Annotated in this window: 26 protein-coding genes; 8 read left to right on the top strand and 18 right to left on the bottom strand. The window is 73.0% G+C overall.

Annotated features, from left to right (window positions below):
- Positions 1–4 precede the first annotated feature (4 nt).
- From U5640_RS33475 to U5640_RS33455, 5 genes are read left to right on the top strand one after another with little or no spacing between them, the layout of a single operon-like run.
- Complete coding sequence (locus U5640_RS33475) at positions 5–1,207, top strand: ADP-ribosylglycohydrolase family protein (RefSeq protein WP_340380844.1); 1,203 nt, start codon at positions 5–7, stop codon at positions 1,205–1,207.
- A complete protein-coding gene (locus U5640_RS33470) occupies positions 1,195–2,568 on the top strand; it encodes an ADP-ribosylglycohydrolase family protein (RefSeq protein ID WP_340380842.1) in 1,374 nt (457 codons plus the stop codon). Before U5640_RS33475 ends, U5640_RS33470 begins: the two co-directional genes overlap by 13 nt.
- Positions 2,565–3,458 (top strand): ribokinase, encoded by an 894-nt coding sequence (rbsK, locus tag U5640_RS33465; RefSeq protein WP_340380840.1) that lies wholly within the window; start codon positions 2,565–2,567, stop codon positions 3,456–3,458. Before U5640_RS33470 ends, rbsK begins: the two co-directional genes overlap by 4 nt.
- On the top strand, positions 3,455–4,663 hold the full coding sequence (locus U5640_RS33460; RefSeq protein WP_340380834.1) for a CoA transferase: 1,209 nt from the start codon (positions 3,455–3,457) through the stop codon (positions 4,661–4,663). The genes rbsK and U5640_RS33460 overlap by 4 nt, the downstream gene beginning before the upstream one ends.
- Positions 4,660–5,490 (top strand): CoA ester lyase, encoded by an 831-nt coding sequence (locus tag U5640_RS33455; RefSeq protein WP_340380832.1) that lies wholly within the window; start codon positions 4,660–4,662, stop codon positions 5,488–5,490. Before U5640_RS33460 ends, U5640_RS33455 begins: the two co-directional genes overlap by 4 nt.
- A gap of 72 nt (positions 5,491–5,562) precedes the next feature.
- On the opposite strand, the gene lgt is transcribed toward U5640_RS33455, so the two are convergent.
- The 10 genes from lgt to hisI form a co-directional block, all read right to left on the bottom strand.
- Entirely contained in the window at positions 5,563–6,555 is a 993-nt protein-coding gene (gene lgt, locus U5640_RS33450; protein ID WP_340380830.1) for a prolipoprotein diacylglyceryl transferase, read from the bottom strand.
- 82 nt (positions 6,556–6,637) lie between these two features.
- Complete coding sequence (locus tag U5640_RS33445; protein WP_340380828.1) at positions 6,638–7,414, bottom strand: thioredoxin domain-containing protein; 777 nt, start codon at positions 7,412–7,414, stop codon at positions 6,638–6,640.
- A 122-nt stretch (positions 7,415–7,536) separates the two neighbouring features.
- Entirely contained in the window at positions 7,537–8,355 is an 819-nt protein-coding gene (gene trpA, locus U5640_RS33440; protein ID WP_340380826.1) for a tryptophan synthase subunit alpha, read from the bottom strand.
- The gene (trpB, locus tag U5640_RS33435) at positions 8,352–9,635 is read right to left on the bottom strand and encodes a tryptophan synthase subunit beta (protein WP_340380824.1); all 1,284 of its coding nucleotides are present in this window, start codon (positions 9,633–9,635) and stop codon (positions 8,352–8,354) included. The genes trpA and trpB overlap by 4 nt, the downstream gene beginning before the upstream one ends.
- A gap of 321 nt (positions 9,636–9,956) precedes the next feature.
- Positions 9,957–10,766, bottom strand: a complete 810-nt coding sequence (trpC, locus tag U5640_RS33430) for an indole-3-glycerol phosphate synthase TrpC (protein WP_340380822.1) — start codon at positions 10,764–10,766, stop codon at positions 9,957–9,959.
- Positions 10,767–10,888: 122 nt separating this feature from the next.
- The gene (locus U5640_RS33425) at positions 10,889–11,323 is read right to left on the bottom strand and encodes a DUF2752 domain-containing protein (protein WP_340380820.1); all 435 of its coding nucleotides are present in this window, start codon (positions 11,321–11,323) and stop codon (positions 10,889–10,891) included.
- 83 nt (positions 11,324–11,406) lie between these two features.
- Positions 11,407–11,664, bottom strand: coding sequence for an HGxxPAAW family protein (locus U5640_RS33420; protein ID WP_340380818.1), 258 nt, complete (start codon positions 11,662–11,664; stop codon positions 11,407–11,409).
- A 181-nt stretch (positions 11,665–11,845) separates the two neighbouring features.
- A complete protein-coding gene (locus tag U5640_RS33415; RefSeq protein ID WP_340380816.1) occupies positions 11,846–12,496 on the bottom strand; it encodes a TIGR02234 family membrane protein in 651 nt (216 codons plus the stop codon).
- Between the two features lie 67 nt (positions 12,497–12,563).
- Entirely contained in the window at positions 12,564–14,057 is a 1,494-nt protein-coding gene (locus U5640_RS33410; RefSeq protein ID WP_340380814.1) for an anthranilate synthase component I, read from the bottom strand.
- Between the two features lie 11 nt (positions 14,058–14,068).
- Positions 14,069–14,461 (bottom strand): phosphoribosyl-AMP cyclohydrolase, encoded by a 393-nt coding sequence (gene hisI, locus U5640_RS33405; RefSeq protein WP_340380812.1) that lies wholly within the window; start codon positions 14,459–14,461, stop codon positions 14,069–14,071.
- A gap of 83 nt (positions 14,462–14,544) precedes the next feature.
- On the opposite strand from hisI, the gene U5640_RS33400 reads away from it, so the two are divergent.
- Together U5640_RS33400 and U5640_RS33395 are read left to right on the top strand one after the other, a co-directional pair.
- On the top strand, positions 14,545–15,180 hold the full coding sequence (locus tag U5640_RS33400) for a TIGR03085 family metal-binding protein (RefSeq protein ID WP_340380810.1): 636 nt from the start codon (positions 14,545–14,547) through the stop codon (positions 15,178–15,180).
- A gap of 35 nt (positions 15,181–15,215) precedes the next feature.
- The gene (locus U5640_RS33395) at positions 15,216–15,620 is read left to right on the top strand and encodes a VOC family protein (RefSeq protein WP_340380808.1); all 405 of its coding nucleotides are present in this window, start codon (positions 15,216–15,218) and stop codon (positions 15,618–15,620) included.
- 45 nt (positions 15,621–15,665) lie between these two features.
- On the opposite strand, the gene hisF is transcribed toward U5640_RS33395, so the two are convergent.
- From hisF to hisD, 8 genes are read right to left on the bottom strand one after another with little or no spacing between them, the layout of a single operon-like run.
- Entirely contained in the window at positions 15,666–16,421 is a 756-nt protein-coding gene (gene hisF / locus U5640_RS33390) for an imidazole glycerol phosphate synthase subunit HisF (protein ID WP_340380806.1), read from the bottom strand.
- Complete coding sequence (locus U5640_RS33385; RefSeq protein ID WP_340380804.1) at positions 16,418–16,822, bottom strand: RidA family protein; 405 nt, start codon at positions 16,820–16,822, stop codon at positions 16,418–16,420. Before U5640_RS33385 ends, hisF begins: the two co-directional genes overlap by 4 nt.
- Positions 16,819–17,544, bottom strand: coding sequence for a bifunctional 1-(5-phosphoribosyl)-5-((5-phosphoribosylamino)methylideneamino)imidazole-4-carboxamide isomerase/phosphoribosylanthranilate isomerase PriA (gene priA / locus U5640_RS33380; protein ID WP_340380802.1), 726 nt, complete (start codon positions 17,542–17,544; stop codon positions 16,819–16,821). The genes U5640_RS33385 and priA overlap by 4 nt, the downstream gene beginning before the upstream one ends.
- A complete protein-coding gene (hisH, locus tag U5640_RS33375) occupies positions 17,541–18,191 on the bottom strand; it encodes an imidazole glycerol phosphate synthase subunit HisH (protein ID WP_340380800.1) in 651 nt (216 codons plus the stop codon). The genes priA and hisH overlap by 4 nt, the downstream gene beginning before the upstream one ends.
- On the bottom strand, positions 18,182–18,346 hold the full coding sequence (locus U5640_RS33370) for a hypothetical protein (protein WP_199844527.1): 165 nt from the start codon (positions 18,344–18,346) through the stop codon (positions 18,182–18,184). The genes hisH and U5640_RS33370 overlap by 10 nt, the downstream gene beginning before the upstream one ends.
- Before the next feature lie 4 nt (positions 18,347–18,350).
- Positions 18,351–18,944, bottom strand: coding sequence for an imidazoleglycerol-phosphate dehydratase HisB (hisB, locus tag U5640_RS33365; RefSeq protein ID WP_340380798.1), 594 nt, complete (start codon positions 18,942–18,944; stop codon positions 18,351–18,353).
- Entirely contained in the window at positions 18,941–20,050 is a 1,110-nt protein-coding gene (locus U5640_RS33360; protein WP_340380796.1) for a histidinol-phosphate transaminase, read from the bottom strand. The genes hisB and U5640_RS33360 overlap by 4 nt, the downstream gene beginning before the upstream one ends.
- Positions 20,047–21,396, bottom strand: coding sequence for a histidinol dehydrogenase (gene hisD, locus U5640_RS33355; RefSeq protein WP_340380794.1), 1,350 nt, complete (start codon positions 21,394–21,396; stop codon positions 20,047–20,049). The genes U5640_RS33360 and hisD overlap by 4 nt, the downstream gene beginning before the upstream one ends.
- Positions 21,397–21,550: 154 nt before the next feature.
- Between hisD and U5640_RS33350 the strand changes: the two genes are divergently transcribed.
- Complete coding sequence (locus U5640_RS33350) at positions 21,551–23,131, top strand: oxidoreductase (protein ID WP_340380792.1); 1,581 nt, start codon at positions 21,551–21,553, stop codon at positions 23,129–23,131.
- Positions 23,132–23,532 lie beyond the last annotated feature (401 nt).

Here is a 23,532-nt window from a genome sequence, read left to right as displayed (position 1 = left end):
GGGCATGACGCCCAAAGAAACAGAAACCACCAGGGACCCGGAAAGCACCCTGCCGCAATCCGATCTGGAAGAACGGATCACCGGGGCCCTCGTCGGCGCGGCGGTCGGCGACGCCCTGGGCGGCCCCGTCGAGGGCTACTCCCCCGACCGGATCGTGGAACGTCACGGCGGCCGCGTCCACGGCGTCGTCGGCCCCTGGAACGGCGACGCCTGGCGCACCGCCCGCCCGATCGCGCCGTACCACAAGGGCGACGGGCACGTCACCGACGACACCTTGATGACCCACGCCCTGATCAGGGTCTACGACCGGGTCCGCGACCACCTGGACGCCTACGCGATCACCGACCACCTGGTCCCGGACCTGATGACCACACCCCGCTGGATCCCGGAGCTGGAGGCCGAGGCCCTCCCCCTGCACCGGCTCTTCCTGGCGGAGAAGTGGCTGGTGGCCAGACTCCACTACGGCCACGCGGACCCCCGCGAGGCGGGCACCGGCAACATCGTCAACTGCGGGGCGGCGATGTACATGGCCCCGGTCGGCCTGGTCAACGCGGCCCACCCGGCGGGCGCGTACGCCGAGGCCCTGGACATCGCGGGCGCGCACCAGTCCTCGTACGGGCGCGAGGCGGCGGGCGTGTTCGCGGCGGCCGTGGCGGCGGCCTGCGCCCCGGGCGCCACCCCGGACTCGGTCGTCACCGCCTGCCTCGCCCTCGCCAAGGACGGCACGCGCACCGCGATCGAGAAGGTCTGCGAAGAGGCGTCCCGGCACCGGGACTTCGAGTCGGCGCTGGTCCCGCTGCGCGAGGCGGTGGCCCCGTACGACACGGTGGGCCCCGACTACCGCGCCCCCTCCCTGGGCGCCCGCCGCCCCTCCCGCCTGCACGCGATCGAGGAACTCCCCGTCGCCCTCGGCATGGTGCTGGTGGCCGACGGCGACTACCGCCACGCGGTGCTCGGCGCGGTCAACTACGGCCGGGACTGCGACTCGATCGCCACCATGGCGGGCGCGCTCGCCGGCGCCCTCGGCTCCCCCGTCCCCGACGACTGGTCGAAGCAGGTCGCGGAGGCGAGCCGGCTGGACCTGCGGGAACCGCCCCGCGTCCTCGCCCGGGTCGCCCGGGAGATCTTCGCGAAGGACGTCCGGGCCCGCCGCTCCCACGAGACGGCCTTCACCACCCTGCTCGGAGGCCGAGGATGCTCCGACTGACCTGGGTCCAGCCGGAGGACCTCCTGGGCCACGAACTGCGCCAGGCCGCCCAGGACGGCCGCGAGCCGTCGGCCGTCGCCGCGCGCTGGCGGGCGGCAGGCGGCCCCGAGGCCCCCGACCGGGCCGGAGCCTCCCCCCGGCGCCCGTCCCGCTACCTGCGCCAACTGGCCGAGGACCTGCTGGACGAACTCGCCGACCTGCCGAGCAGGCTGGCGGAGGACGAGCCGACGGACCTGACCGCCGTCCGGCACAGCTGCGACTGGCCCCGCCCGGCCGCGGCCGGTCGCCCCGCCCCCACCCGGGCCGCCCTGGAGGCCTCCTGGCTCGGCCGGGCGGTCGGCTGCCTCCTCGGCAAACCCGTGGAGAAACTCCCCCTCGACGCCATCCGCCGACTCGCCGGGTCAACGGGGAACTGGCCGCTCACCGGCTACTTCACCGCCCGGGGAGTCCCCCCGCACCTGCTCGCCGAGCACCCCTGGAACCGCCGCTCCGCCGCCACCTCCCTCGCCGAGAACATCGACGGCATGCCCGAGGACGACGACCTCAACTACCCCCTTCTCAACCTGCTCCTGCTCCAGCGCCACGGCCCCCGCTTCACCCCCGACGACGTGGCGGCGCTCTGGCTCGACGAGCTGCCCCCCGGCCGCACCTTCACCGCCGAACGCATCGCCTTCCGCAACCTCCTCTCCGGTGTCGAACCCCCGTACACCGCCCGCCACCGCAACCCCTTCCGCGAGTGGATCGGCGCCCTCATCCGCGCGGACGTCCACGGCTGGACCAACCCCGGCGACCCGGGCGCCGCCGCGGAACAGGCCCACCGCGACGCCACCCTGACCCACACGGCCAACGGCGTCTACGCCGCCATGTTCACCGCGGCCACCCTCGCCACGGCCGCCGGCGGCACCCAGGACGTCCACGCCTGTCTGCGCACCGGCCTCACCGTGGTCCCGCCCCGCTCCCGACTGGCGAAGGCCGTCACGCACGCGATCCAACTCGCCCAGGCACAGCGTGACTTCAACACGGTGGTGGACGAACTCCACACCGCCCACAAGGAACTGCACTGGGTCCACGCGATCCCCAACACCGCCCTGATCGCCGCCGCCCTCACCCACGCCGACGGCGACTTCACCGGCTCGATCTGCCGCGCGGTGTCCGGCGGCTGGGACACCGACTCCAACGGCGCGACGGCGGGCAGCATCGCCGGCCTCCTCGCCGGCCACCCCGCCGCCCTCCCCACGCGCTGGACGGCCCCCCTGAAGAACCGCCTCGCCACCTCCGTCACCGGCTTCGACGGCATCGGATTCGACGCCCTCGCCGACCTGACCTGGTCCCTCACCCACCGGGAGGCATCCCGCCCATGACCGACATCGTCGTGCTCGGCAGCACGAACATGGATCTCGTCGCCTACGTCGAGAAGGCCCCGCAGCGCGGGGAGACCGTGACGGGACGGGAATTCCGGACGATCCCCGGCGGCAAGGGCGCCAACCAGGCGCTGGCCGCCGCCCACGCCGGAGGCACCGTCTCGGTGATCGGCGCGGTCGGCAACGACTCCTTCGGCGCCCGGCTGCGCTCCGCCCTCGAACACTCGGGGGTCAACACCGACCACCTGCGCACGGTCGAGTTCCCCTCCGGCACCGCGCACATCGTCGTCGACGACGAGGGCGGCAACGCGATCGTCGTCGTGCCCGGCGCCAACGCCACCGTCGACCATCTCGCCCCCGGCGACGAGGTCCTCATCGCCTCCGCCGACGCCCTCCTGCTCCAGCTGGAGATCCCGCTGCCCGCGGTCGTCGCGGGCGCCCGGGCGGCCCGCGCCCACGGGGTCCGTACGATCCTCACCCCGGCCCCCGCCCGGCACCTGCCGCCCGAACTGCTCGCCGCCACCGACCTGCTGGTCCCCAACGAGCACGAGGCGACCGCGCTCACCGGCCGCACCGACCCCCGCGAGGCCGCCACCGCGCTGCTGGAGCTCGTCCCCGAGGTCGTGATCACCCTCGGCGCGGCCGGCAGCCTGCACGCGGCCCGCGGCGCCGAGCCGTTCACCGTGCCCGCCCCGCAGGTCACCGCCGTCGACTCCACCGGCGCGGGCGACACGTTCGTCGGCGCCCTCGCCGTGGCCCTCGGCGAGGGCCGCCCCGTCCGGGAGGCCCTGGCCTGGGCGGCCGCGGCGGCCGCGCTCTCGGTCCAGCGGCCCGGCGCCTCCGCGTCGATGCCGTACCGCTCCGAGATCGACAAGCAGTACGCGTCATGACCGGGGCCGCCACCGGAAACCTCCCGCCGCTGCACGGTCTGCGCGTCCTCGACCTCGCCACCCTGTTCGCCGGCCCCCTCGCCGCCACCCTGCTCGGCGACTTCGGCGCGGAGGTCATCAAGGTGGAACACCCGGCGAAACCCGACCCGTCCCGGGGCCACGGCCCCGCCAAGGACGGCATCGGTCTGTGGTGGAAGCTCCTCGGCCGCAACAAGCGCACGATCACCCTGAACCTCTCCACCCCCGGAGGCCGCGCCACGCTGCTGCGGCTCGCCGCGGGCGCCGACGTGATCATCGAGAACTTCCGCCCGGGCACCCTGGAGAAGTGGGACCTCGGCTGGGAGGAGCTGTCCGCCGCCGGCCCCCGGCTGGTCCTCGCCCGGGTCACCGCCTTCGGCCAGTTCGGGCCGTACGCGCACCGCCCCGGCTTCGGCACCCTCGCCGAGGCGATGAGCGGCTTCGCCGCGATCACCGGGGAGCCGGACGCTCCACCGACGCTCCCGCCGTTCGGCCTCGCCGACTCCATCACCGCCCTGGCCACCGCCTACGCCGTCATGACCGCCCTCGCCGCCCGGGAGCGCACCGGACACGGCCAGGTCGTGGACATGGCGATCATCGAGCCGATGCTCGCGGTCCTCGGCCCGCAGACCCTCTGGTACGACCAGCTCGGATACGTCCAGCGGCGCACCGGCAACCGCTCCGCCAACAACGCCCCGCGCAACACCTACCGCACGGCCGACGGCACCTGGGTCGCCGTCTCCACCTCGGCCCAGTCGATCGCGGAGCGCGTGCTGCGGCTGGTCGGCCGCCCGGAGCTGATCGACGAACCGTGGTTCGCGACAGGCGCCGGCCGGGCCGAGCACGCCGACGTCCTCGACCGGGCCGTGGGCGCGTGGATCGCGGCCCGCCCCCGCAGCGAGGTGCTCGCCGCCTTCGAGAAGGCGGAGGCCGCCGTCGCCCCGATCCAGGACGTACGGGACGTGATGGACGACCCCCAGTACCAGGCCCTCGGCACGGTCGTCGCCGTGGACGACCCCGAACTGGGCCCGATCCGTATGCAGAACGTCCTGTTCCGGCTCTCGGAGACCCCGGGCGCGATCCGCTGGACCGGCCGCCCGCACGGCGCCGACACCGACGAGGTGCTCACGGAGCTGGGCCTGACCCCGGCCGAGCTGGCCGCGCTGCGAGCGGAGGGCGCGCTGTGACCCCGTTCCCGCTGACCTGGCTGTACGCCCCCGGGGACCGCCCGCACACCGTCACCAAGGCCCTCGCCTCGGGCGCCGACGTCGTGATCATCGACCTGGAGGACGCGGTCGCCCCCGACCGCAAGGCCTACGCCCGCAAGGCCACCGCCGAACGCCTCGCCGAACCCCAGCCCGTCCCGGTGCACGTCCGGGTGAACGCCCTGGACAGCCCGCTGGCCTCCGCCGACCTCCAGGCGGTGGCCGCGCTGCCCGGCGTGACGGGACTGCGGCTGCCGAAGGTGACGGCCCCGCACCAGATCGCCCGTATCGCCGAGAACACCGCCCCGGCCGACGGCGGCGCACCCCCGCTGTACGCCCTGCTGGAGAGCGCCCTCGGCATCGAACACGCCTACGCCATCGCCGGCGCGCACCCGGCCCTGCGGGGCATCGCCCTGGGCGAGGCCGACCTCCGGGCCGACCTCGGCATCCGCGCCGACGCGGGCCTCGACTGGTGCCGCTCCCGGGTCGTCGTCGCCGCCCGCGCCGCGGGACTCGCCCCGCCGCCGCAGTCCGTCCACCCCGACACCCGGGACCTCAACGGTCTCGCGGCCTCCTGCGCCCACGGCCGCACCCTCGGCTTCCTGGGCCGCGCCGCGATCCACCCGCGCCAGCTCCCCATCATCGAGCGCGCCTACCTGCCCACCGAGCAGGAACTGGACGAGGCCGAGACGATCGTCAAGGCGGCGGTGACGGAACAGGGCGCCCAGGCCCTGCCCGACGGCCGTTTCATCGACGCGGCGGTGGTGGCGGCGGCCCGACGCACCCTGTCCCTGGCCCGCCGCACCTAGGTGCTGTGCGACGACGAGGGCGCCCGGAAAACCCGGGCGCCCTCGTCGTCGTGGAACCGGTGGAACCGGCCGTCAGCTCTTCTTCCCCGCCGACTCGGCCGCGGCCCCGTCCTTGCCCTCTGCCTCGTCCTTGGCCTCGTCCTTGGCCTCGCCCTCGGCGGCGTCCTCGGACTCGGCGGTTTCCGAGGACGCGTCGGCGGCGGCCGGGTCGGCCTTCGCCTCGGTCTGCGGCTCGCCCTCGGCGCCGTCCGCGCCGGGCTCCACGATCTCTTCGCGCCCCGGCCGCTTCTTCGCCGACACCACGATGTACGTCACCGCGAGCAGACCCACGACGATCGCGGTCCAGACGTTGAGCCGGACGCCCAGGATGTGGTGGGCGTCGTCGATGCGCATGTACTCGATCCACCCGCGCCCCGCGCAGTACGCCGCGACGTACAGCGCGAACGCCCGGCCGTGCCCCAGCTTGAAGCGGCGGTCCGCCCAGATGACGAGGAGGGCGACGCCGACGCACCACAGCGACTCGTACAGGAACGTCGGGTGGTAGTACCCCGGCACCCGGCCGTCCGCGGAGGACGTGATGTGCAGGGCCCAGGGCAGGTCGGTCGGCTTGCCGTAGAGCTCCTGGTTGAACCAGTTGCCCCAGCGGCCGATGGCCTGCGCGAGGGCGATGCCGGGAGCGATGGCGTCGGCGTAGGCGGGCAGGGCGATGCCCCGGCGGCGGCAGCCGATCCAGGCGCCGACCGCGCCCAGGGCGATCGCGCCCCAGATGCCGAGGCCGCCCTCCCAGACCTTGAAGGCGTCCACCCAGTCACGGCCCTCGGTGAAGTAGAGCTCGTAGTCCGTGATCACGTGGTAGAGCCGGCCGCCGACCAGTCCGAAGGGCACCGCCCAGACCGCGATGTCGGCCACCGTGCCGGCCCGCCCGCCCCGGGCGAGCCAGCGCTTGTTGCCGAGCCAGACCGCGACGAAGACGCCGATGATGATGCAGAACGCGTAGCCGCGCAGCGGAATGGGGCCGAGGTACAGCACCCCGCGCGACGGGCTGGGAATGTAGGCAAGTTCCATGGCAGGTCCGACGCTACCCTGCCGCACCGGGCCCACGGCGGGCGGCCCGGCTACGGCTCCATAACGGGCCGGTGAGAAACGCTCACCCCCGGTTGGCCTCCTCCACCATCTGCTTGAACTTCGCCGGTGTCATCGTCTGGTCCTGGTAGATGTTCTTGCCGTTGAACAGCACGGTCGGTGTGCCGCCGAAGCCGCCGCTCTGGAAGGCCTGGTGGGACTTCACGACCCAGCTGGTGTGCGTGCCCTTCTCCACACACGCGCGGAACGCCGGCGTGTCGAGGCCGTCGACCTTGCCCGCCAGCTCGATCAGCTTGCTGTTCTTGCTGAAGGCGTCGTCCGTCTCGTCCGGCTGGTTCTCGTACAGCACGTCGTGGTACGCGGTGAACTTCCCGGCGTCCTGGGCGCAGGCCGCCGCGTTGGCCGCGTTGCGGGAGCCGCTGCCGCCCATGTTGCCGTCGATGAGGGTGGCCAGGTGGTACTCGACGCGCAGCTTCCCGGCGTCGGTCAGTTCGTGGATCGTCGGTCTGTACGCCGTCTCGAAGGCCTTGCAGGCCGGACAGCGGAAGTCCTCCCACACCGTGAGCGTGGCCTTGGCGTCGTCCTTGCCGACCGGGATCGCCAGGGCGTCCTTGCCCTGGGCCCCCGAGGGCGCCACGACGGGGCCGGACTTGGCGCTGTCCTCGTCCTTGCCGGAGTTCGCCGCGACGACACCGATCACCGCGGCCAGGCCCAGCACACAGACCACGCTCGCGCCGACGATCAGGGTGCGCCGCCGCCGCTCGGCGGCCTTCTGCTTCTCGCGCTCCACCGCCAGCCGCTCCCGGGCGGTGCGCTTTCCCTCACGATTCTTCTCGCTCACACCCCCAGAACGAACCGGGGAGGCGCATTGCGCCTCCCCGGTCCCAGGTCCACCCGTACGGGTGAACCATACGAAATGCCCCGCTCTGTCACATGTCCCGCCCGGTCACCTGCCCCGCTCGGTCACGCCTGTCCGCGCACGCCCTTCGCCAGCTCACCGGCGAGCGCGCGGACGGCCTCGACACCGGCCGCCTCGTCCGGGGCGTCCAGCATCCGCTTGACGAAGGCCGAGCCGACGATCACCCCGTCGGCGAAGCCCGCGACCTCGGCTGCCTGCCGGGCGTCGGAGACGCCGAGGCCGACGCAGACCGGCAGGCCCGAGCCGGTGGCCCGGGTGCGTTCGACCAGGTCCTGGGCCTGCGCGCCGACCGACTCACGGGTGCCGGTGACACCCATCAGCGAGGCGGCGTAGACGAAGCCGCTGCCCGCCGCGGTGATCTGCGCGAGCCGCTCGTCCTTGCTGCTGGGCGCCACGACGAAGACGGTCGCCAGGCCGTGCTTCTCGGCGTGCTCCCTCCACAGCCCCGCCTCCTGCACCGGCAGGTCGGGCAGGATGCAGCCGGCGCCGCCCGCCTCGGCGAGCTCGGCGGTGAACCGCTCGACGCCGTAGCGGTCGATGGGGTTCCAGTACGTCATGACGAGCACCGGCTTCCCGGTGGCCTCGTGGGCCTCCTGCACCGTGCGCATGACGTCCGCGATCCTGACGCCGCCCCGCAGGGCGATGTCGTCGGCGGTCTGGATGACCGGGCCGTCCAGGACGGGGTCGCTGTGCGGCAGGCCGACCTCGACGACGTCCGCGCCACCGTCGAAGACGGCCTTGATCGCCTCGATGCCGCCGTCCACGGTCGGGAACCCGGCCGGGAGGTAGGCGATGAGCGCGGAGCGGCCTTCGGCCTTGGCGGCGGCGAGGGTGTCCGACAGCAGTTGGATGTTCCCGCTCACTGGGCGTCCCCCTCGATCTCGGCGGTGTCGGCCGCGTTGGCGGCGACCTCGGCGTCGGTGTCGTACAGCCCGAAGTAGCGGGCGGCCGTGTCCATGTCCTTGTCGCCGCGGCCGGACAGATTGACGACGATCAGTCCGTCCCCGCCCAGCTCCCTGCCGACCTCCAGCGCGCCGGCGAGGGCGTGCGCGGACTCGATGGCCGGGATGATGCCCTCGGTGCGCGAGAGCAGGCGCAGCGCCTGCATGGCGGCGTCGTCGGTGACCGCGCGGTACTCGCCGCGGCCGCTGTCCTTGAGGTAGGAGTGCTCGGGGCCGATGCCCGGGTAGTCCAGGCCCGCCGAGATGGAGTACGGCTCGGTGATCTGGCCCTCGTCGTCCTGGAGGACGTAGGAGCGCGAGCCGTGCAGGATGCCGGGCTCGCCGGCGGTGAGGGTCGCGGCGTGCTCGCCGGTCTCCACGCCGTGGCCGGCCGGCTCGCAGCCGATCAGGCGGACGGAGGCGTCCGGGATGAAGGCGTGGAAGAGGCCGATGGCGTTGGAGCCGCCGCCGACGCAGGCGATCGCCGCGTCGGGGAGGCGTCCGGCGCGCTCCAGCAGCTGGCGGCGGGCCTCGACGCCGATGACCCGGTGGAAGTCGCGGACCATCGCCGGGAAGGGGTGGGGACCGGCGACCGTGCCGAAGAGGTAGTGGGTGCGGTCGACGTTGGCCACCCAGTCGCGGAACGCCTCGTTGATGGCGTCCTTGAGGGTGCGGCTGCCGGACTTCACCGCGACGACCTCGGCGCCGAGCATGCGCATACGGGCGACGTTGAGGGCCTGGCGCCGGGTGTCGATCTCCCCCATGTAGATCGTGCACTCGAGGCCGAACAGGGCGCAGGCGGTGGCCGTGGCCACGCCGTGCTGGCCCGCGCCGGTCTCGGCGATGACCCTCGTCTTGCCCATGCGCTTGGTGAGCAGGGCCTGGCCGAGGACGTTGTTGATCTTGTGGGAGCCGGTGTGGTTGAGGTCCTCCCGCTTCAGGAAGATCCTCGCTCCGCCGGCGTGCTCGGCGAACCGCGGCACCTCGGTCAGGGAGCTGGGGCGGCCGGTGTAGTGGACCAGCAGGTCGTCGAGTTCGCGGGCGAACTCCGGGTCGTGCTTGGCCTTGTCGTACTCGACGGCCACCTCGTCCACGGCGGCGACGAGGGCCTCCGGGATGAATTTGCCGCCGAACGCGCCGAAGTAGCCCTCGGCGGTGGGGACCTGACCCTCGGGGTCGGGAATGAAGAAGTCGCTGGGCATGCGTGTACCTCACGGTGAGTTGGTGAAAGAACCGATCGCCGTGGGGGCGGAGCTGGTGGGTCGACCTCAGGCCGTGAGTGGCTGGTCGCGCTCGCGCGGCGGTAGCCGCACATCGAGCAGGGCCCCGCGCCCCTGGGCGGGTCGGTGCCATCGCATGCCGTTCACTTGCCCCGGCTCGTCTCCGATGACGTACCGCACACGGCGGCCGTGGACGCGCCTCGCCGGGGCTCGGCAGCCCCTCGGGCGGCAGCCGCGCGCGAGGCGGGCGTACCGGTCCACGGTCGTCACGGTGGGAGTCATCGGGGTCAGCCTAGCGGGTGATCAGCCCCGGCCGTGGCGCAGTGCGGGGTGCTCGCCCGCCGCCACCAGGTCCGCGACCGCCGTCTTCGGGTCGCGGCCGGTCACCAGGGACTCGCCGACCAGGACCGCGTCGGCGCCCGCGTTGGCGTACGCGATCAGGTCGTGGGGGCCGCGGACGCCGGACTCGGCGACCTTGACGATGTGGTCGGGGATCTCGGGGGCGACCCGCTCGAAGGTGGAGCGGTCGACCTCCAGGGTCTTCAGGTTGCGCGCGTTGACCCCGATGATCCGGGCGCCCGCGTCGACCGCGCGCTCGACCTCGTCCTCGTCGTGCACCTCGACGAGCGGGGTGAGGCCGATGGAGACGGCGCGCTCGATCAGCGACTCCAGGGCCGGCTGGTCGAGGGCGGCCACGATCAGCAGCGCGAGGTCGGCGCCGTGCGCCCGGGCCTCCCACAGCTGGTACGAGGTGACGATGAAGTCCTTGCGCAGGACCGGGATGTCCACCCGCGCGCGGACGGCGTCCAGGTCGGCGAGGGACCCGCCGAAGCGGCGCTCCTCGGTGAGGACGGAGATGACGGCGGCGCCGCCCGCCTCGTAGTCGGCGGCGAGGCCGGCCGGGTCGGCGATGGCGGCCAGCGCGCCCTTGGACGGGCTGGAGCGCTTCACCTCGCAGATCACCTTGACGCCGTCGCCCTTGAGCGCGGCGACGCCGTCCTGGCCGGCGGGCGCCTTGGCCGCGCGCTCCTTCAGCTCGTCGAGGCTGACGCGCGCCTGCCGCTCCGCGAGGTCGGCACGGACTCCGTCGATGATCTCGTCGAGCACACTCACGCGAGCGGCCCCCTTTCGGGCAACCAGTGGAAAACGATGGTCACTGCGATGGTATCCGCAGGAGGGGCGAGGCCTCACATCCGGCGGAGCGCGGTCCCACTACCTGGACGTTCGGCCGTTGATCAAGGGTGCAGCCAGCCACCGAAGGGCAGGTTCCGGACAACCGTGAAGACCAGGACCGACGCGCCCAGCGACCACAGGGCGACCGGGCGGAGGTCGATCCGCAGAGGCCGGCCGCGGGCCGCGCGGACCACCCAGACGGTCCACAGGACGGCGAAGAGCAGATAGCCGGTCACCGCGAGCGCGTTGGCGTGCAGGGCGGTGAGCAGGTCCCCGTGTACGAAGGCGTGCGCGCTGCGCAGCCCGCCGCAGCCCGGGCAGTACAGCCCGGTGACGCGCAGCAGGGGGCAGACGGGGTAGTGGCCGGGTTCGTTGGGGTCGACGGCGCCGACGTAGGCGAAGGCCCCGGCGACGGCGGCGAGGATCCCGGCGGGCACGGCCAGGCGTCCGGCGGCGGTGGTCGTCACCCGCTGGCTGTCGGCGTTCACGTCTCGCATTGTGCCCCGGGCGGGACGCACCCGCGCGTGAGGGGCGGCCGGTGTGCTCACCGGCCGCCCCTCACGGGACGTCGTGCGGACGCTCAGCCCTCGGCGGCGGCGGGCTCGGCCTTCACCGTCGCCGCGGTCCTGTGTACCGGGTGGGTGTCCTTCGGCTGGCCCAGTCCGGCGGCGCGCATGGCGGCGCCGACGACCCCGCCGAGGGCCACGATCACCATGCCGGCCCAGAAGCCCACGGGCTGGGCCATCACCATGAACGCGCCCGCGACGCAGAAACCGATGAAGGCGATGGTGACACCGGTCCAGGCGGCCGGGGTGTGTCCGTGGCTGCTGCCCGCCATGACTTGCTCCTCATTGCTGTCTATGTGTCGCTGGGTGTGTGTCCGTCCGAGCCGGGGGCTCGTGTCCATTGTCCCGTACGCGCACGCGTGGCGGACGCGGGGGTGGCTTCCGTTCGCGTCTGATTCACCACACGTCCGACGCACCGCACCGGGCGGCCCGCGGCGGGTGCGCGGCACGCGGTCAGGCGGGGTCGGCGCCCGTGGGGTCCTCGCCGCGGTCCAGGGCCTTCCAGATCTCCTCTGGCCGCTCGGGGTCGACGGGCCGGGCCGTCCGCCGCTGCCGGGGGGCGCCGGAGCGTTCGTAGCGGCCGGACATGGCGGGCCACTGGCGGCCGTAGCGCAGGGCCAGCAGGCCCGCCAGCAGGATGAGGACTCCGCCGACGACCGCGACGTAGGGCCAGGCGGTGTGGGTGAAGGAGGCGACGGAGGCGGAGGTGTCGCCGGAGGCCCGCGCGGCCTGTTCGTCGAGGACGGAGTCGTCGGAGGCGCCGGTCAGGGCGGCGACGACGATGCCGGCGCCGGAGAGCGCGAGGAGGGCGGAGACCGCGAGCCGGCCGGCCTTGCGGACGGCGAAGACGGCGACGAGCGCGGCGAGGCCCACTATGGCGAGCGCCGCGGGCACGCCCGTGACGTCGCTGCCCCTGGCGGTGAGGGCGAAGGGGCCGCCGGCCACCGTCGCCGTGCCCTCGGACCAGCGCTGCCGGGTGGAGAGCAGGGCCACGGCCGCGCCCAGCGCTCCGGACAGCAGGGCGAGACCGAGGCTCAGCCGGCCGGCCCGGGCGGAGGCGGCGGATACGGAACGGGGGTGAGGAACAGCAGTCACGGGGTCCACTATCGCCTGAACCCCGGGCGAAGCGTCACCCGGGGCTCAGTGATTCGCGCCCCACCGCGCGGGAGGGCTACTTCACGAGCCGGTTCGCGGTGTGGACCGCGCGCAGGACCGCGGCCGCCTTGTTGCGGCACTCCTGGTCCTCGGCGACGGGGTCGGAGTCGGCGACGATGCCGGCGCCGGCCTGGACGTAGGCGGTGCCGTCGCGCAGCAGGGCGGTGCGGATGGCGATGGCCGTGTCGGAGTCGCCCGCGAAGTCCAGGTAGCCCACGCAGCCGCCGTACAGGCCGCGCCGGGACGGCTCCAGCTCGTCGATGATCTGCATGGCGCGCGGCTTGGGGGCGCCGGAGAGGGTGCCGGCGGGGAAGCAGGCGGTGAGGACGTCGAAGGCGGTGCGGCCCGGGGCGACCTTGCCGGTGACGGTCGAGACGATGTGCATGACGTGGGAGTACCGCTCGATGGACATGAAGTCGACGACCTCGACGGAGCCGGGCTCGCAGACCCGCCCCAGGTCGTTGCGGCCCAGGTCGACCAGCATGAGGTGCTCGGCGCGCTCCTTGGGGTCGGCGAGGAGCTCGTCGGCGAGGGCCTGGTCCTCCTGCGGGGTGGCGCCGCGGTGCCGGGTGCCGGCGATGGGGTGGACCATGGCCCGCCCGTCCTCCACCTTGACCAGTGCCTCGGGGGACGAGCCGACGACGTCGAAGACACCGCCTTCGCCGTCGGGGAAGCGGAACAGGTACATGTACGGCGAGGGGTTGGTGGCCCGAAGGACGCGGTAGACGTCCAGCGCGCTCGCCGTGCACGGCGTCTCGAAGCGCTGCGAGGGGACGACCTGGAAGGCCTCGCCCGCGCGGATGCGCTCCTTGATGTCCTCGACGGCGGCCCGGAAGTCGGGGCCGCCCCACAGTGCGGTGTACTCGGGCAGCTCGGAGGGCGGCAGCACGGCCGGGGGCTGGGCCACCGCGCGCGTGAGGTCGGCCTCCATGGCGTCGAGGCGGGCCACCGCGTCCGCGTGGGCCTCGTCGACGCCGGTGTCGAGGTCGTTGTGGTTGATCGCGTTGGCGATCAGCAGGACCGAGCCCTCCCAGTGGTCCATGACGGCGAGGTCGCTGGTGAGGAGCATGGTCAGCTCGGGCAGCCGCAGGTCGTCGCGCTCGCCGGGGCCGATCTTCTCCAGGCGGCGCACGATGTCGTAGCCGAGGTAGCCGACCATGCCGCCGGTGAACGGCGGCAGACCCTCCTGGTGCGGGGTGTGCAGGGCCTCGATGGTGGCGCGCAGGGCGGCGAGCGGGTCGCCGTCGACGGGGACGCCGACGGGCGGGGCGCCGAGCCAGTGGGCCTGTCCGTCGCGGGCCGTCAGGGTCGCCGCGGACCGGACGCCCACGAAGGAGTACCGGGACCACGAGCGGCCGTTCTCCGCGGACTCCAGCAGGAAGGTGCCGGGGCGCTCGGCGGCGAGCTTGCGGTAGAGCGCGACCGGGGTGTCGCCGTCGGCGAGGAGCTTGCGGGTGACCGGGATGACCCGTCGGTCGGTGGCCAGCTTGCGGAACGTCTCGAGGTCCATGGCGGCTGACCTTACTGATCCGAGGCGGTTGCGCCGGAATCGGCGCCCTCGAGGAGCACGTCGGCGTCGAAACAGGTGCGCGCGCCGGTGTGGCAGGCGGCGCCGACCTGGTCGACCTTGACCAGCAGGGTGTCGGCGTCGCAGTCCAGCGCCACGGACCTCACCCACTGGTAGTGGCCCGAGGTGTCGCCCTTGACCCAGTACTCCCGGCGGCTGCGCGACCAGTAGGTGCAGCGGCCGGTGGTGAGGGTGCGGTGCAGCGCCTCGTCGTCCATCCAGCCGAGCATCAGCACCTCACCGGTGTCGTACTGCTGGGCGATGGCGGGGACGAGCCCGTCGGCGCTGCGCTTGAGGCGCGCGGCGATCTCGGGGTCGAGACTGCGGGGAGGGGGCGTGCTGGTCATGGGGGCCATTGTGCCGCGCGCGACGGACAGTGACGGGCCGGTGTCCACTGTGCGGACCCGGTACGCGGTCGTAGGCTGACCGCATGTCGACTTTCGCCAAGCGTGAACGGCTCCTGCTCGCCGACCTCCTGGAGACGGCCGGTCCGGGCGCCCCGACCCTCTGCGAGGGCTGGGAGACGCAGGACCTGGCCGCGCACGTGGTGGTGCGCGAGCGTCGTCCGGACGCCGCCGGGGGCATTCTGATCAAGCAGCTGGCACCGCGGCTGGACAAGGTGATGGCGGAGTTCGCCGCCAAGCCGTACGAGGAGCTGATCCAGCTGATCCGCACCGGCCCGCCGCGCTTCTCACCCTTCCAGCTGAAGCAGATCGACGAGGCGTCCAACACGATCGAGTTCTACGTCCACACCGAGGACGTGCGGCGGGCCCAGCGCGACTGGACGGCCCGGGAGCTCGACCCGGTCTTCCAGGACGCCCTGTGGTCCCGGCTGGAGCGCACGGCGCGGCTGATGGGCCGCGGTTCCCCGACGGGTCTGGTGCTGCGCCGCGCGGACGGCCGTACGGTGGTCGCACAGCGCGGCGCGCCGGTGGTGACGGTCACCGGGGAGCCGTCGGAGCTGCTGCTGTTCCTGTACGGCCGGCAGAACGCCGCGAAGGTGGAGCTGGAGGGCGACGAGGACGCCGTCGAGAAGCTGCACAGCGGCAAGCAGCTGGGCATCTGAGCGGGCTGCGGGCGAGCGTGCGGAAAGGGCACCCCGTGATCAAAGTAGCCATGACCAGCGTGTACGTCGACGACGTCGCGAAGGCCCACGCGTTCTACACGGACGTGCTGGGGTTCGAGACCCGGACGCACATGGACCTGGGCGGCGGCACGCTGTTCGTCACGGTCGGCGCGGCCGAGGGCGCCCAGCAGGACCTCCAGCTGCTGCTGGAGCCCGGCCAGGGTCCCATCGCGGAGCCGTACCGCACGGCCGTGAAGGGGGCGGGGCTGCCGTGCATCGTCTTCTCGGTGGACGACGTCCACCAGGAGTACGACCGCCTGCGCGCGCTGGGCGTCGAGTTCACGCAGGCCCCGACCGAACAGGGCCCGGTGATCACGGCCGTCCTGGACGACACGGTGGGCAACCTCATCCAACTGGCCCAGCCCAAGCCCCAAGGGTGAGCCCCGGCCGCCGGGCAGCCCGGGGCTCGTCGCACCGTCGGGGTGTCAGCGCACCGGGTGGCCGGCCTGCTTCAGGGCCTGTTTCACCTCTCCGATGCGCAGGTCGCCGAAGTGGAACACCGACGCGGCCAGGACCGCGTCCGCGCCCGACTCGACGGCCGGGGCGAAGTCGCCGAGTCGGCCGGCGCCGCCGGAGGCGATGACCGGGACCGTGACGTGCTTGCGGACGGCGGCGATCATCTCCAGGTCGTAGCCGTCCTTGGTGCCGTCCGCGTCCATCGAGTTCAGCAGGATCTCGCCGGCGCCCAGCTCGGCCGCCCGGTGTGCCCACTCGATCGCGTCGATGCCGGTGCCCTGGCGGCCGCCGTGGGTGGTCACCTCGAAGGTGCCGGAGGGGGTGCGGCGCGCGTCCACGGACAGCACCAGCACCTGGCTGCCGAACCGCTCGGCGATCTCCCGGATGAGCTCGGGACGGGCGATGGCCGCCGTGTTGACGCCCACCTTGTCGGCGCCGGCCCGCAGCAGCTTGTCGACGTCCTCGGGGGTGCGTACGCCGCCGCCGACGGTCAGCGGGATGAACACCTGTTCCGCGGTGCGGCGCACCACGTCGTAGGTGGTCTCGCGGTTGCCGGACGAGGCGGTGATGTCCAGGAAGGTCAGCTCGTCGGCGCCCTCGGCGTCGTACACCTTGGCCATCTCGACGGGGTCGCCCGCGTCGCGCAGGTTCTGGAAGTTGACGCCCTTGACGACCCGGCCGTTGTCCACGTCCAGGCAGGGGATGACTCGGACCGCCAGGGTCATGAGTTCACGGCTCCTCTGAATGCCTCTAGTTCCACTTCGACCAGGATGCGCGGGTCGACGAAGCCCTCCACGACCAGCAGGGTCGAGACCGGGCGCACGGCGTCGAAGATCTCCTTGTGGGCCCGGCCCACCTCGTCGACGTCCCGCTGGTGTGTCAGGTACAGCCTGGTACGGATCACGGACTCCACACCGAGCCCGAACGCGCCGAGCGCCTCGATCGCGCCGGTGAGGGCCACCTTGGCCTGCTCGTAGGGGTCGCCCTCCCCGTAGAGCACGCGGCCCTTGAAGGACGTGGTGCCCGCCACCAGCACGCGGTCCCCCGCCGCGACGGCGCGTGCGAACCCGAAACTCTCCTCCCAGGGACTTCCGCTCTGCACCCGCCGTACGGCTTCGGACGTCATCGCGACACAGCCTCCAAGGCCTCTTCCAGGGTGAACGCCTTCGCGTAGAGCGCCTTCCCGACGATGGAGCCCTCGACACCGAGGGGTACCAGCTCGGCGATGGCGCGCAGGTCGTCCAGGGACGACACGCCGCCCGATGCCACGACCGGCCGGTCGGTGACCGCGCAGACGTTCCTCAGCAGCTCCAGGTTGGGGCCCTGGAGGGTGCCGTCCTTGGCGATGTCCGTGACGACGTACCGGGCGCAGCCCTCCTTGTCGAGCCGCTCCAGCGTCTCGTAGAGGTCGCCGCCGTCGCGGGTCCAGCCGCGGCCCTTGAGGGTGGTGCCGCGGACGTCCAGGCCCACCGCGATCCTGTCGCCGTGCTCGGCGATGACCCGGGCGACCCACTCGGGGGTCTCCAGGGCGGCCGTGCCGAGGTTGACGCGGGTGCAGCCGGTGGCCAGCGCGGCGGCGAGGGAGGCGTCGTCGCGGATGCCGCCGGACAGCTCCACCTTGATGTCCATGGCCCCGGTGACCTCACGGACCAGGTCCCGGTTGTCGCCGGTGCCGAACGCGGCGTCCAGGTCGACCAGGTGCAGCCACTCGGCGCCCGCCCGCTGCCAGGCGAGGGCGGCCTCCAGCGGGGAGCCGTAGGAGGTCTCCGTGCCGGACTCGCCGTGGACGAGACGGACGGCCTGGCCGTCGCGGACGTCGACGGCGGGGAGGAGTTCGAGCTTGCTCACAGGGTTCCGATCCAGTTGGTGAGGAGCTGGGCTCCGGCGTCGCCGGACTTCTCGGGGTGGAACTGCGTGGCCCACAGGGCGCCGTTCTCCACGGCGGCCACGAACGGCTTGCCGTGCGTCGACCAGGTCACCCTGGGCGCGCGCATGGCCGCGTTGTGGGTCTCCAGCGTCCAGTCGTGGACGGCGTAGGAGTGCACGAAGTAGAACCGGGCGTCCGCGTCGAGGCCGGCGAACAGCTCGGAGCCCGCGGGGGCGTCCACGGTGTTCCAGCCCATGTGCGGGACGATCTCGGCCTGGAGCGGCTCGACCGATCCGGGCCACTCGTCGAGGCCCTCGGTCTCGACGCCGTGCTCGATGCCCCGGGCGAACAGGATCTGCATGCCGACGCAGATGCCCATCACCGGGCGGCCGCCGGACAGCCGGCGGTCGATGATCCAGTCGCCGCGCGCCGCGCGCAGGCCGGTCATGCAGGCGGCGAAGGCGCCGACGCCGGGCACCAGCAGCCCGTCGGCGTTCATGGCCCGGTCGAAGTCACGGGTGATCTCGACCTCGGCCCCGGTGCGCGCGAGGGCGCGCTCGGCGGAGCGGACGTTGCCGAAGCCGTAGTCGAAGACGACGACCTTCTTGCTCACCGCGCTCAATTCCACACCTCCAGCCGCATCACACCGGCGACCAGGCACATCCCCGCGCCGATCGACAGCAGCACGATCAGGCTCCTCGGCATGTCCTGTTTGACGAAGGAGTAGATGCCGCCGACCAGGAACAGGCCGACGACGATCAGAAGGGTCGACAGACCGGTCATGGTGTTACAGCGCACCCTTCGTGGAGGGGAGGATGCCGGCCGCGCGCGGGTCGCGCTCGGAGGCGTACCGCAGGGCCCGGGCCAGGGCCTTGAACTGGCACTCGACGATGTGGTGGGCGTTGCGCCCGTAGGGCACGTGCACGTGCAGCGCGATCTGGGCCTGGGCGACGAAGGACTCCAGGATGTGCCGGGTCATCGTGGTGTCGTACTCGCCGATCATCGGCGCCATCTTCTCGGGCTCGGTGTGCACGAGATACGGCCGGCCGGACAGGTCCACCGTCACCTGGGCGAGGGACTCGTCCAGCGGGACCGTGCAGTTGCCGAAGCGGTAGATGCCGACCTTGTCGCCGAGGGCCTGCCTGAAGGCGGCGCCGAGGGCGAGGGCGGTGTCCTCGATGGTGTGGTGGGAGTCGATGTGCAGGTCGCCGTCGGTCTTCACGGTCAGGTCGAACAGACCGTGCCGCCCGAGCTGGTCGAGCATGTGGTCGTAGAAACCGACGCCGGTCGACACATCGACCTTGCCGGTGCCGTCGAGGTTGATCTCGACGAGGACCGAGGTCTCCTTCGTCGTGCGCTCCACACGTCCTACGCGGCTCATGCGCTCTGCTCCTTCTTGACTTCACGGACCGCGTCGAGGAACGCGTCGTTCTCTTCGGGGGTTCCGGCGGTGACCCGCAGCCATCCCGGTACGCCGTTGTCGCGGACCAGGACGCCCCGGTCGAGGATCTTCTGCCAGACCTCGTGGGCGTCGGCGAACCGGCCGAACTGCACGAAGTTGGCGTCGGACGCCGTGACCTCGTAGCCGATCGCCAGCAGCTCGCTCACCAGCCGGTCCCGCTCCGACTTCAGCTGCTCGACGTACTTGAGCAGCGTGTCGGTGTGCTCCAGGGCGGCCAGCGCGGTCGCCTGGGTGACGGCCGACAGGTGGTACGGCAGCCGTACGAGCTGGACGGCGTCCACGACGGCCGGGTGCGCGGCGAGGTAGCCGAGGCGCAGCCCGGCGGCGCCGAAGGCCTTGGACATCGTCCGCGAGACGACGAGGTGCGGACGGCCCTCGATCAGCGGAAGCAGCGAGTCGCCGTGGCTGAACTCGATGTACGCCTCGTCGACCACCACGATCGACGGCCTGGCCGCCTGCGCGGCCTCGTACAGCGCGAGGACGGTCTCGGCCGGGACGGCGGTGCCGGTGGGGTTGTTGGGGGTGGTGACGAAGACGACGTCGGGGCGGTGCTCGGCGATCGCCTTCTCGGCGGCCGCCAGGTCGATGGTGAAGTCCTCGCGCCGGGGCCCGGAGACCCAGCCGGTGCCCGTCCCGCGCGCGATGAGTCCGTGCATCGAGTACGACGGCTCGAAGCCTATGGCCGTACGGCCCGGTCCGCCGAAGGTCTGGAGCAGCTGCTGGAGGACCTCGTTGGAGCCGTTGGCGGCCCACACGTTCGCGAGACCGACCGGGTACCCGGAGGTGTCCGTCAGGTACTGCGCGAGCCGGGTGCGCAGCTCGACGGCGTCCCGGTCGGGGTAGCGGTTGAGGTCGCGGGCCGCCACGCGGACCCGCTCCGCGATCCGCTCGACCAGCGGCTCGGGCAGCGGGTAGGGGTTCTCGTTGGTGTTCAGCCGTACGGGGACGTCCAGCTGGGGCGCGCCGTAGGGGGACTTGCCGCGCAGCTCGTCCCGTACGGGGAGATCGTCGATTCCGAGGTTCACTTGCTCGTCGGTACCTTCCAGCCACGCGCCATCTGTTCGTCTCCGACAAAACGTGCCTTGACCGCCGCGCCGTGCGCGGGCAGGTCCTCCGCCTCCGCCAGCGTGACCACGTGGTGCGCGACCTCGGCCAGCGCGTCCTTCGTGTAGTCGACGATGTGGATGCCGCGCAGGAAGGACTGGACCGACAGGCCCGAGGAGTGGCAGGCGCAGCCGCCGGTGGGGAGCACGTGGTTGGACCCGGCGGCGTAGTCGCCGAGGGAGACCGGCGCCCAGGGCCCGATGAAGATCGCGCCGGCGTTCCTCACCCGGTCGGCCACGGCCGCCGCGTCCGCCGTCTGGATCTCCAGGTGCTCGGCGCCGTACGCGTCGACGACCCTGAGGCCCTCGTCGACGCCGTCGACGAGCACGATCGCGGACTGCCGGCCCTTGAGTGCCGGGACGATCCGGTTGTCGATGTGCTTGGTGGCGGCGACCTGCGGCTCCAGTTCCTTCTCGACCGCGTCCGCGAGCTCGACGGAGTCGGTGACCAGGACGGCGGCGGCCAGCGGGTCGTGCTCGGCCTGGCTGATCAGGTCGGCGGCGACGTGCACCGGGTCGGCGCTCGCGTCGGCCAGGACCGCGATCTCGGTCGGGCCGGCCTCGGCGTCGATGCCGATCTTGCCGGTGAAGTAGCGCTTGGCCGCGGCGACCCAGATGTTGCCGGGCCCGGTGACCATGTTCGCGGGCGCGCAGGACTCGGTGCCGTACGCGAACATCGCGACGGCGGTCGCGCCGCCGGCGGCGTAGACCTCGTCGACGCCGAGGAGGGCGCAGGCGGCGAGGATCGTCGGGTGCGGGAGGCCCCCGAACTCGGCCTGGGCGGGCGAGGCGAGCGCGACGGACCGGACGCCGGCCTCCTGCGCGGGCACGACGTTCATCACGACGGAGGAGGGGTAGACCGACCGGCCACCGGGCGCGTACAGCCCGACGCGCTCGACGGGCACCCACTTCTCGGTGACGGACCCGCCCGGCACGACCTGGGTCGTGTGGGTCGTACGGCGCTGCGCGCGGTGGACGAGCCGGGCGCGGCGGATGGACTCCTCCAGAGCGGCGCGCACGGCCGGGTCGAGCGTCTGGAGCGCGTCGGTGATCGCGTGTGCGGGGACCCGTACGGATTCCAGCCGTACCCCGTCGAACTTCTCGGCGAAGTCGATCAGCGCCGCGTCGCCCCGATGATGCACGGCCTCGCAGATCGGACGCACCTTCTCCAGGGCGGCCTGAACGTCGAACTCGGCTCGGGGCAGCAGGTCACGCAGGGCGGGGCCCTCGGGAAGGGCGTCGCCGCGCAGATCGATTCGAGAGATCACAGGCCAATTCTCTCAGACCGGCTTCCGGCACCGTCCGCGCGTATCAGTGGCTGATACGGAGCGTGGCCGGAACCCGGAAGATCACCTTCACGTCTTGCTTCCGGGGGGTCACGCAAGGGCATCAAGGGCTGGGGACGACCAAGGGGGGTGACAGATGGTGACCGAGGGGGACAGAGCGGCTTCGGGTGACATCCCGGACGATCTGACCGCCGCCGAGGCCGGGATGTGGCAGGCCTTCCGCAACGGCAGCGTGTACGACCTGAGCAGCGGGGACACGGTCGTGGACGATCCGCACGGCGGGCATCCGTGGGGCGGCGAGCGGACCGTGCGGGCAAGGATCGTGGCCTGGCTGCTGCTGGCCGGCCCGCCCGCGCTGGCGGGCCGGGTGTCCAGCCTCAAGCTGGTCGGGGTGCGGATCAGCGGCAGTCTCGACCTGGCGGGCGGCACGGTGGTGCCGTACGTCGAGCTGCGGCGGTGCCGGTTCGAGCGGGACGTGCTGCTGCCGGAGGCGCGGTTCACGACCCTGCGGATGGTGGACTGCGCGGTGCCGCGGCTGGAGGCGGCCCGGCTGCACACGGAGGGCGATCTGCATCTGCCCCGCTGCCGCTTCCACAACGGCGTACGGCTCACCGACGCGCACATCGGCACGGACCTGATGCTGAACCAGACGATCGTGTACCGCGACCGCACGGGCCGCTCGATCGCCGCGGACGGGATGACGGTCGGCCAGGACCTCCAGGCGGAGCTGCTGGAGTCGCACGGCGAGCTGAGCCTGCGCAGCGCCAAGATCGGCGTGTCGCTGAGTCTGCGGGGCGCCCGGCTGGTCAACCCGTACACCCGGCTCGCGCTGAACGCGCCGCAGCTGACGGTGGAGCGCTCGCTGTACCTGACCCCGGCGGGCGTGGGCCGGCAGGCGCTGAGCGGGACGACGCCCGCGCGCGGGACCCGCATCCAGCGCTTCGAGTGCCGGGGCGGGGTGCGGCTGGACGACGGGCGGTTCGGGGACGCGGTCGACCTGGAGCGCGCCCGGTTCACCTTCACGGACGACCAGGAGCTGTCGCTGGTCCGGATCCAGACGCCCGAGCTGCGGTTCCTCGGGGAGCGGCCGCGGCGCGGCAAGGTGGTGCTGTCCGGCGCCCGGGTGATCAACCTGGTGGACCGGGCGAGCGCCTGGCCGGGCCCGGGCAGTCTGCACATGGGCGGCTTCGCGTACGAGAACCTGGTGCCGCAGGGCCCGTTCCCGCTGGCCGCGCGGCTGGAGTGGATCGCGGCGGCAACCGCCGAGTACGCGCCGGAGCCGTACGAGCGGCTGGCGACGGTGCTGCGGGAGGGCGGCGAGGACGAGGACGCACGTGAGGTGCTGCTCGCCAAGCAGCGCCGGCGCCGGGAGACCCTGCCGCCGGCCGCGAAGCTCGTGGGCTACGCGCAGGACTGGACGGTGGCCTACGGGTACCGGCCGGGCCGGGCGGCGGTGTGGATGGCGGTGCTGTGGGCGGCGAGCACCCTGGCCTTCGCGAACGCCCCGCACCCCCCGGTGAACCCGGGCGGGCACCCGCCCTGGAACCCGGCCCTGTTCAGCCTGGACCTGCTGCTGCCGGTGATCGACCTGGGCCAGGTGGGCCAGTGGCAGCTCACCGGGGGCTGGCAGTGGCTGTCGACGGCCCTGATCCTCCTGGGCTGGGTCCTGGCGACGACGGTGGCGGCGGGGGCGACGAGGCTACTGCGCCGAGGCTGACGCGACGGCGCCCCGGCCGGGCCCGGGCACGCTGCGGGACCGCGGTGCCTCGGGGACGACCCGGCGGGCCCCGGTGCGGCCGGGCCGTCCCCGTTCGACGAGGACGGCGCGGCTGAATCCCGGCACGGCCGCGGGGCCCGCGCGACGGGGCCGACGCGACCGGCCAGACGGGGCTGCGGGACCAGTGCGACGAAAGCGACGTGACAGGCCCCGACGGGGCTGCGAGGAAGTGCCGCGGAGGTGACACGGCCGACACCCGCCACGGCTGTGGGGCCCGCGCGACGGGGACGACTCGGCCGGGCCGACCGCAGCTGCGGGACCGGCGCCACAGGGACGACCCGACTGCCCCGCCGGCACGGCTGCGGAGCTTGTTCGACGGGGGACGACGCGACCGGCCCCGA

It is taken from the genome of Streptomyces sp. SS7 (assembly GCF_037993025.1).
Taxonomy (GTDB): domain Bacteria; phylum Actinomycetota; class Actinomycetes; order Streptomycetales; family Streptomycetaceae; genus Streptomyces.
The sequence above is the reverse complement of the archived record's forward strand: the minus strand, read 5'-3'. Positions and strand labels throughout refer to the sequence as shown.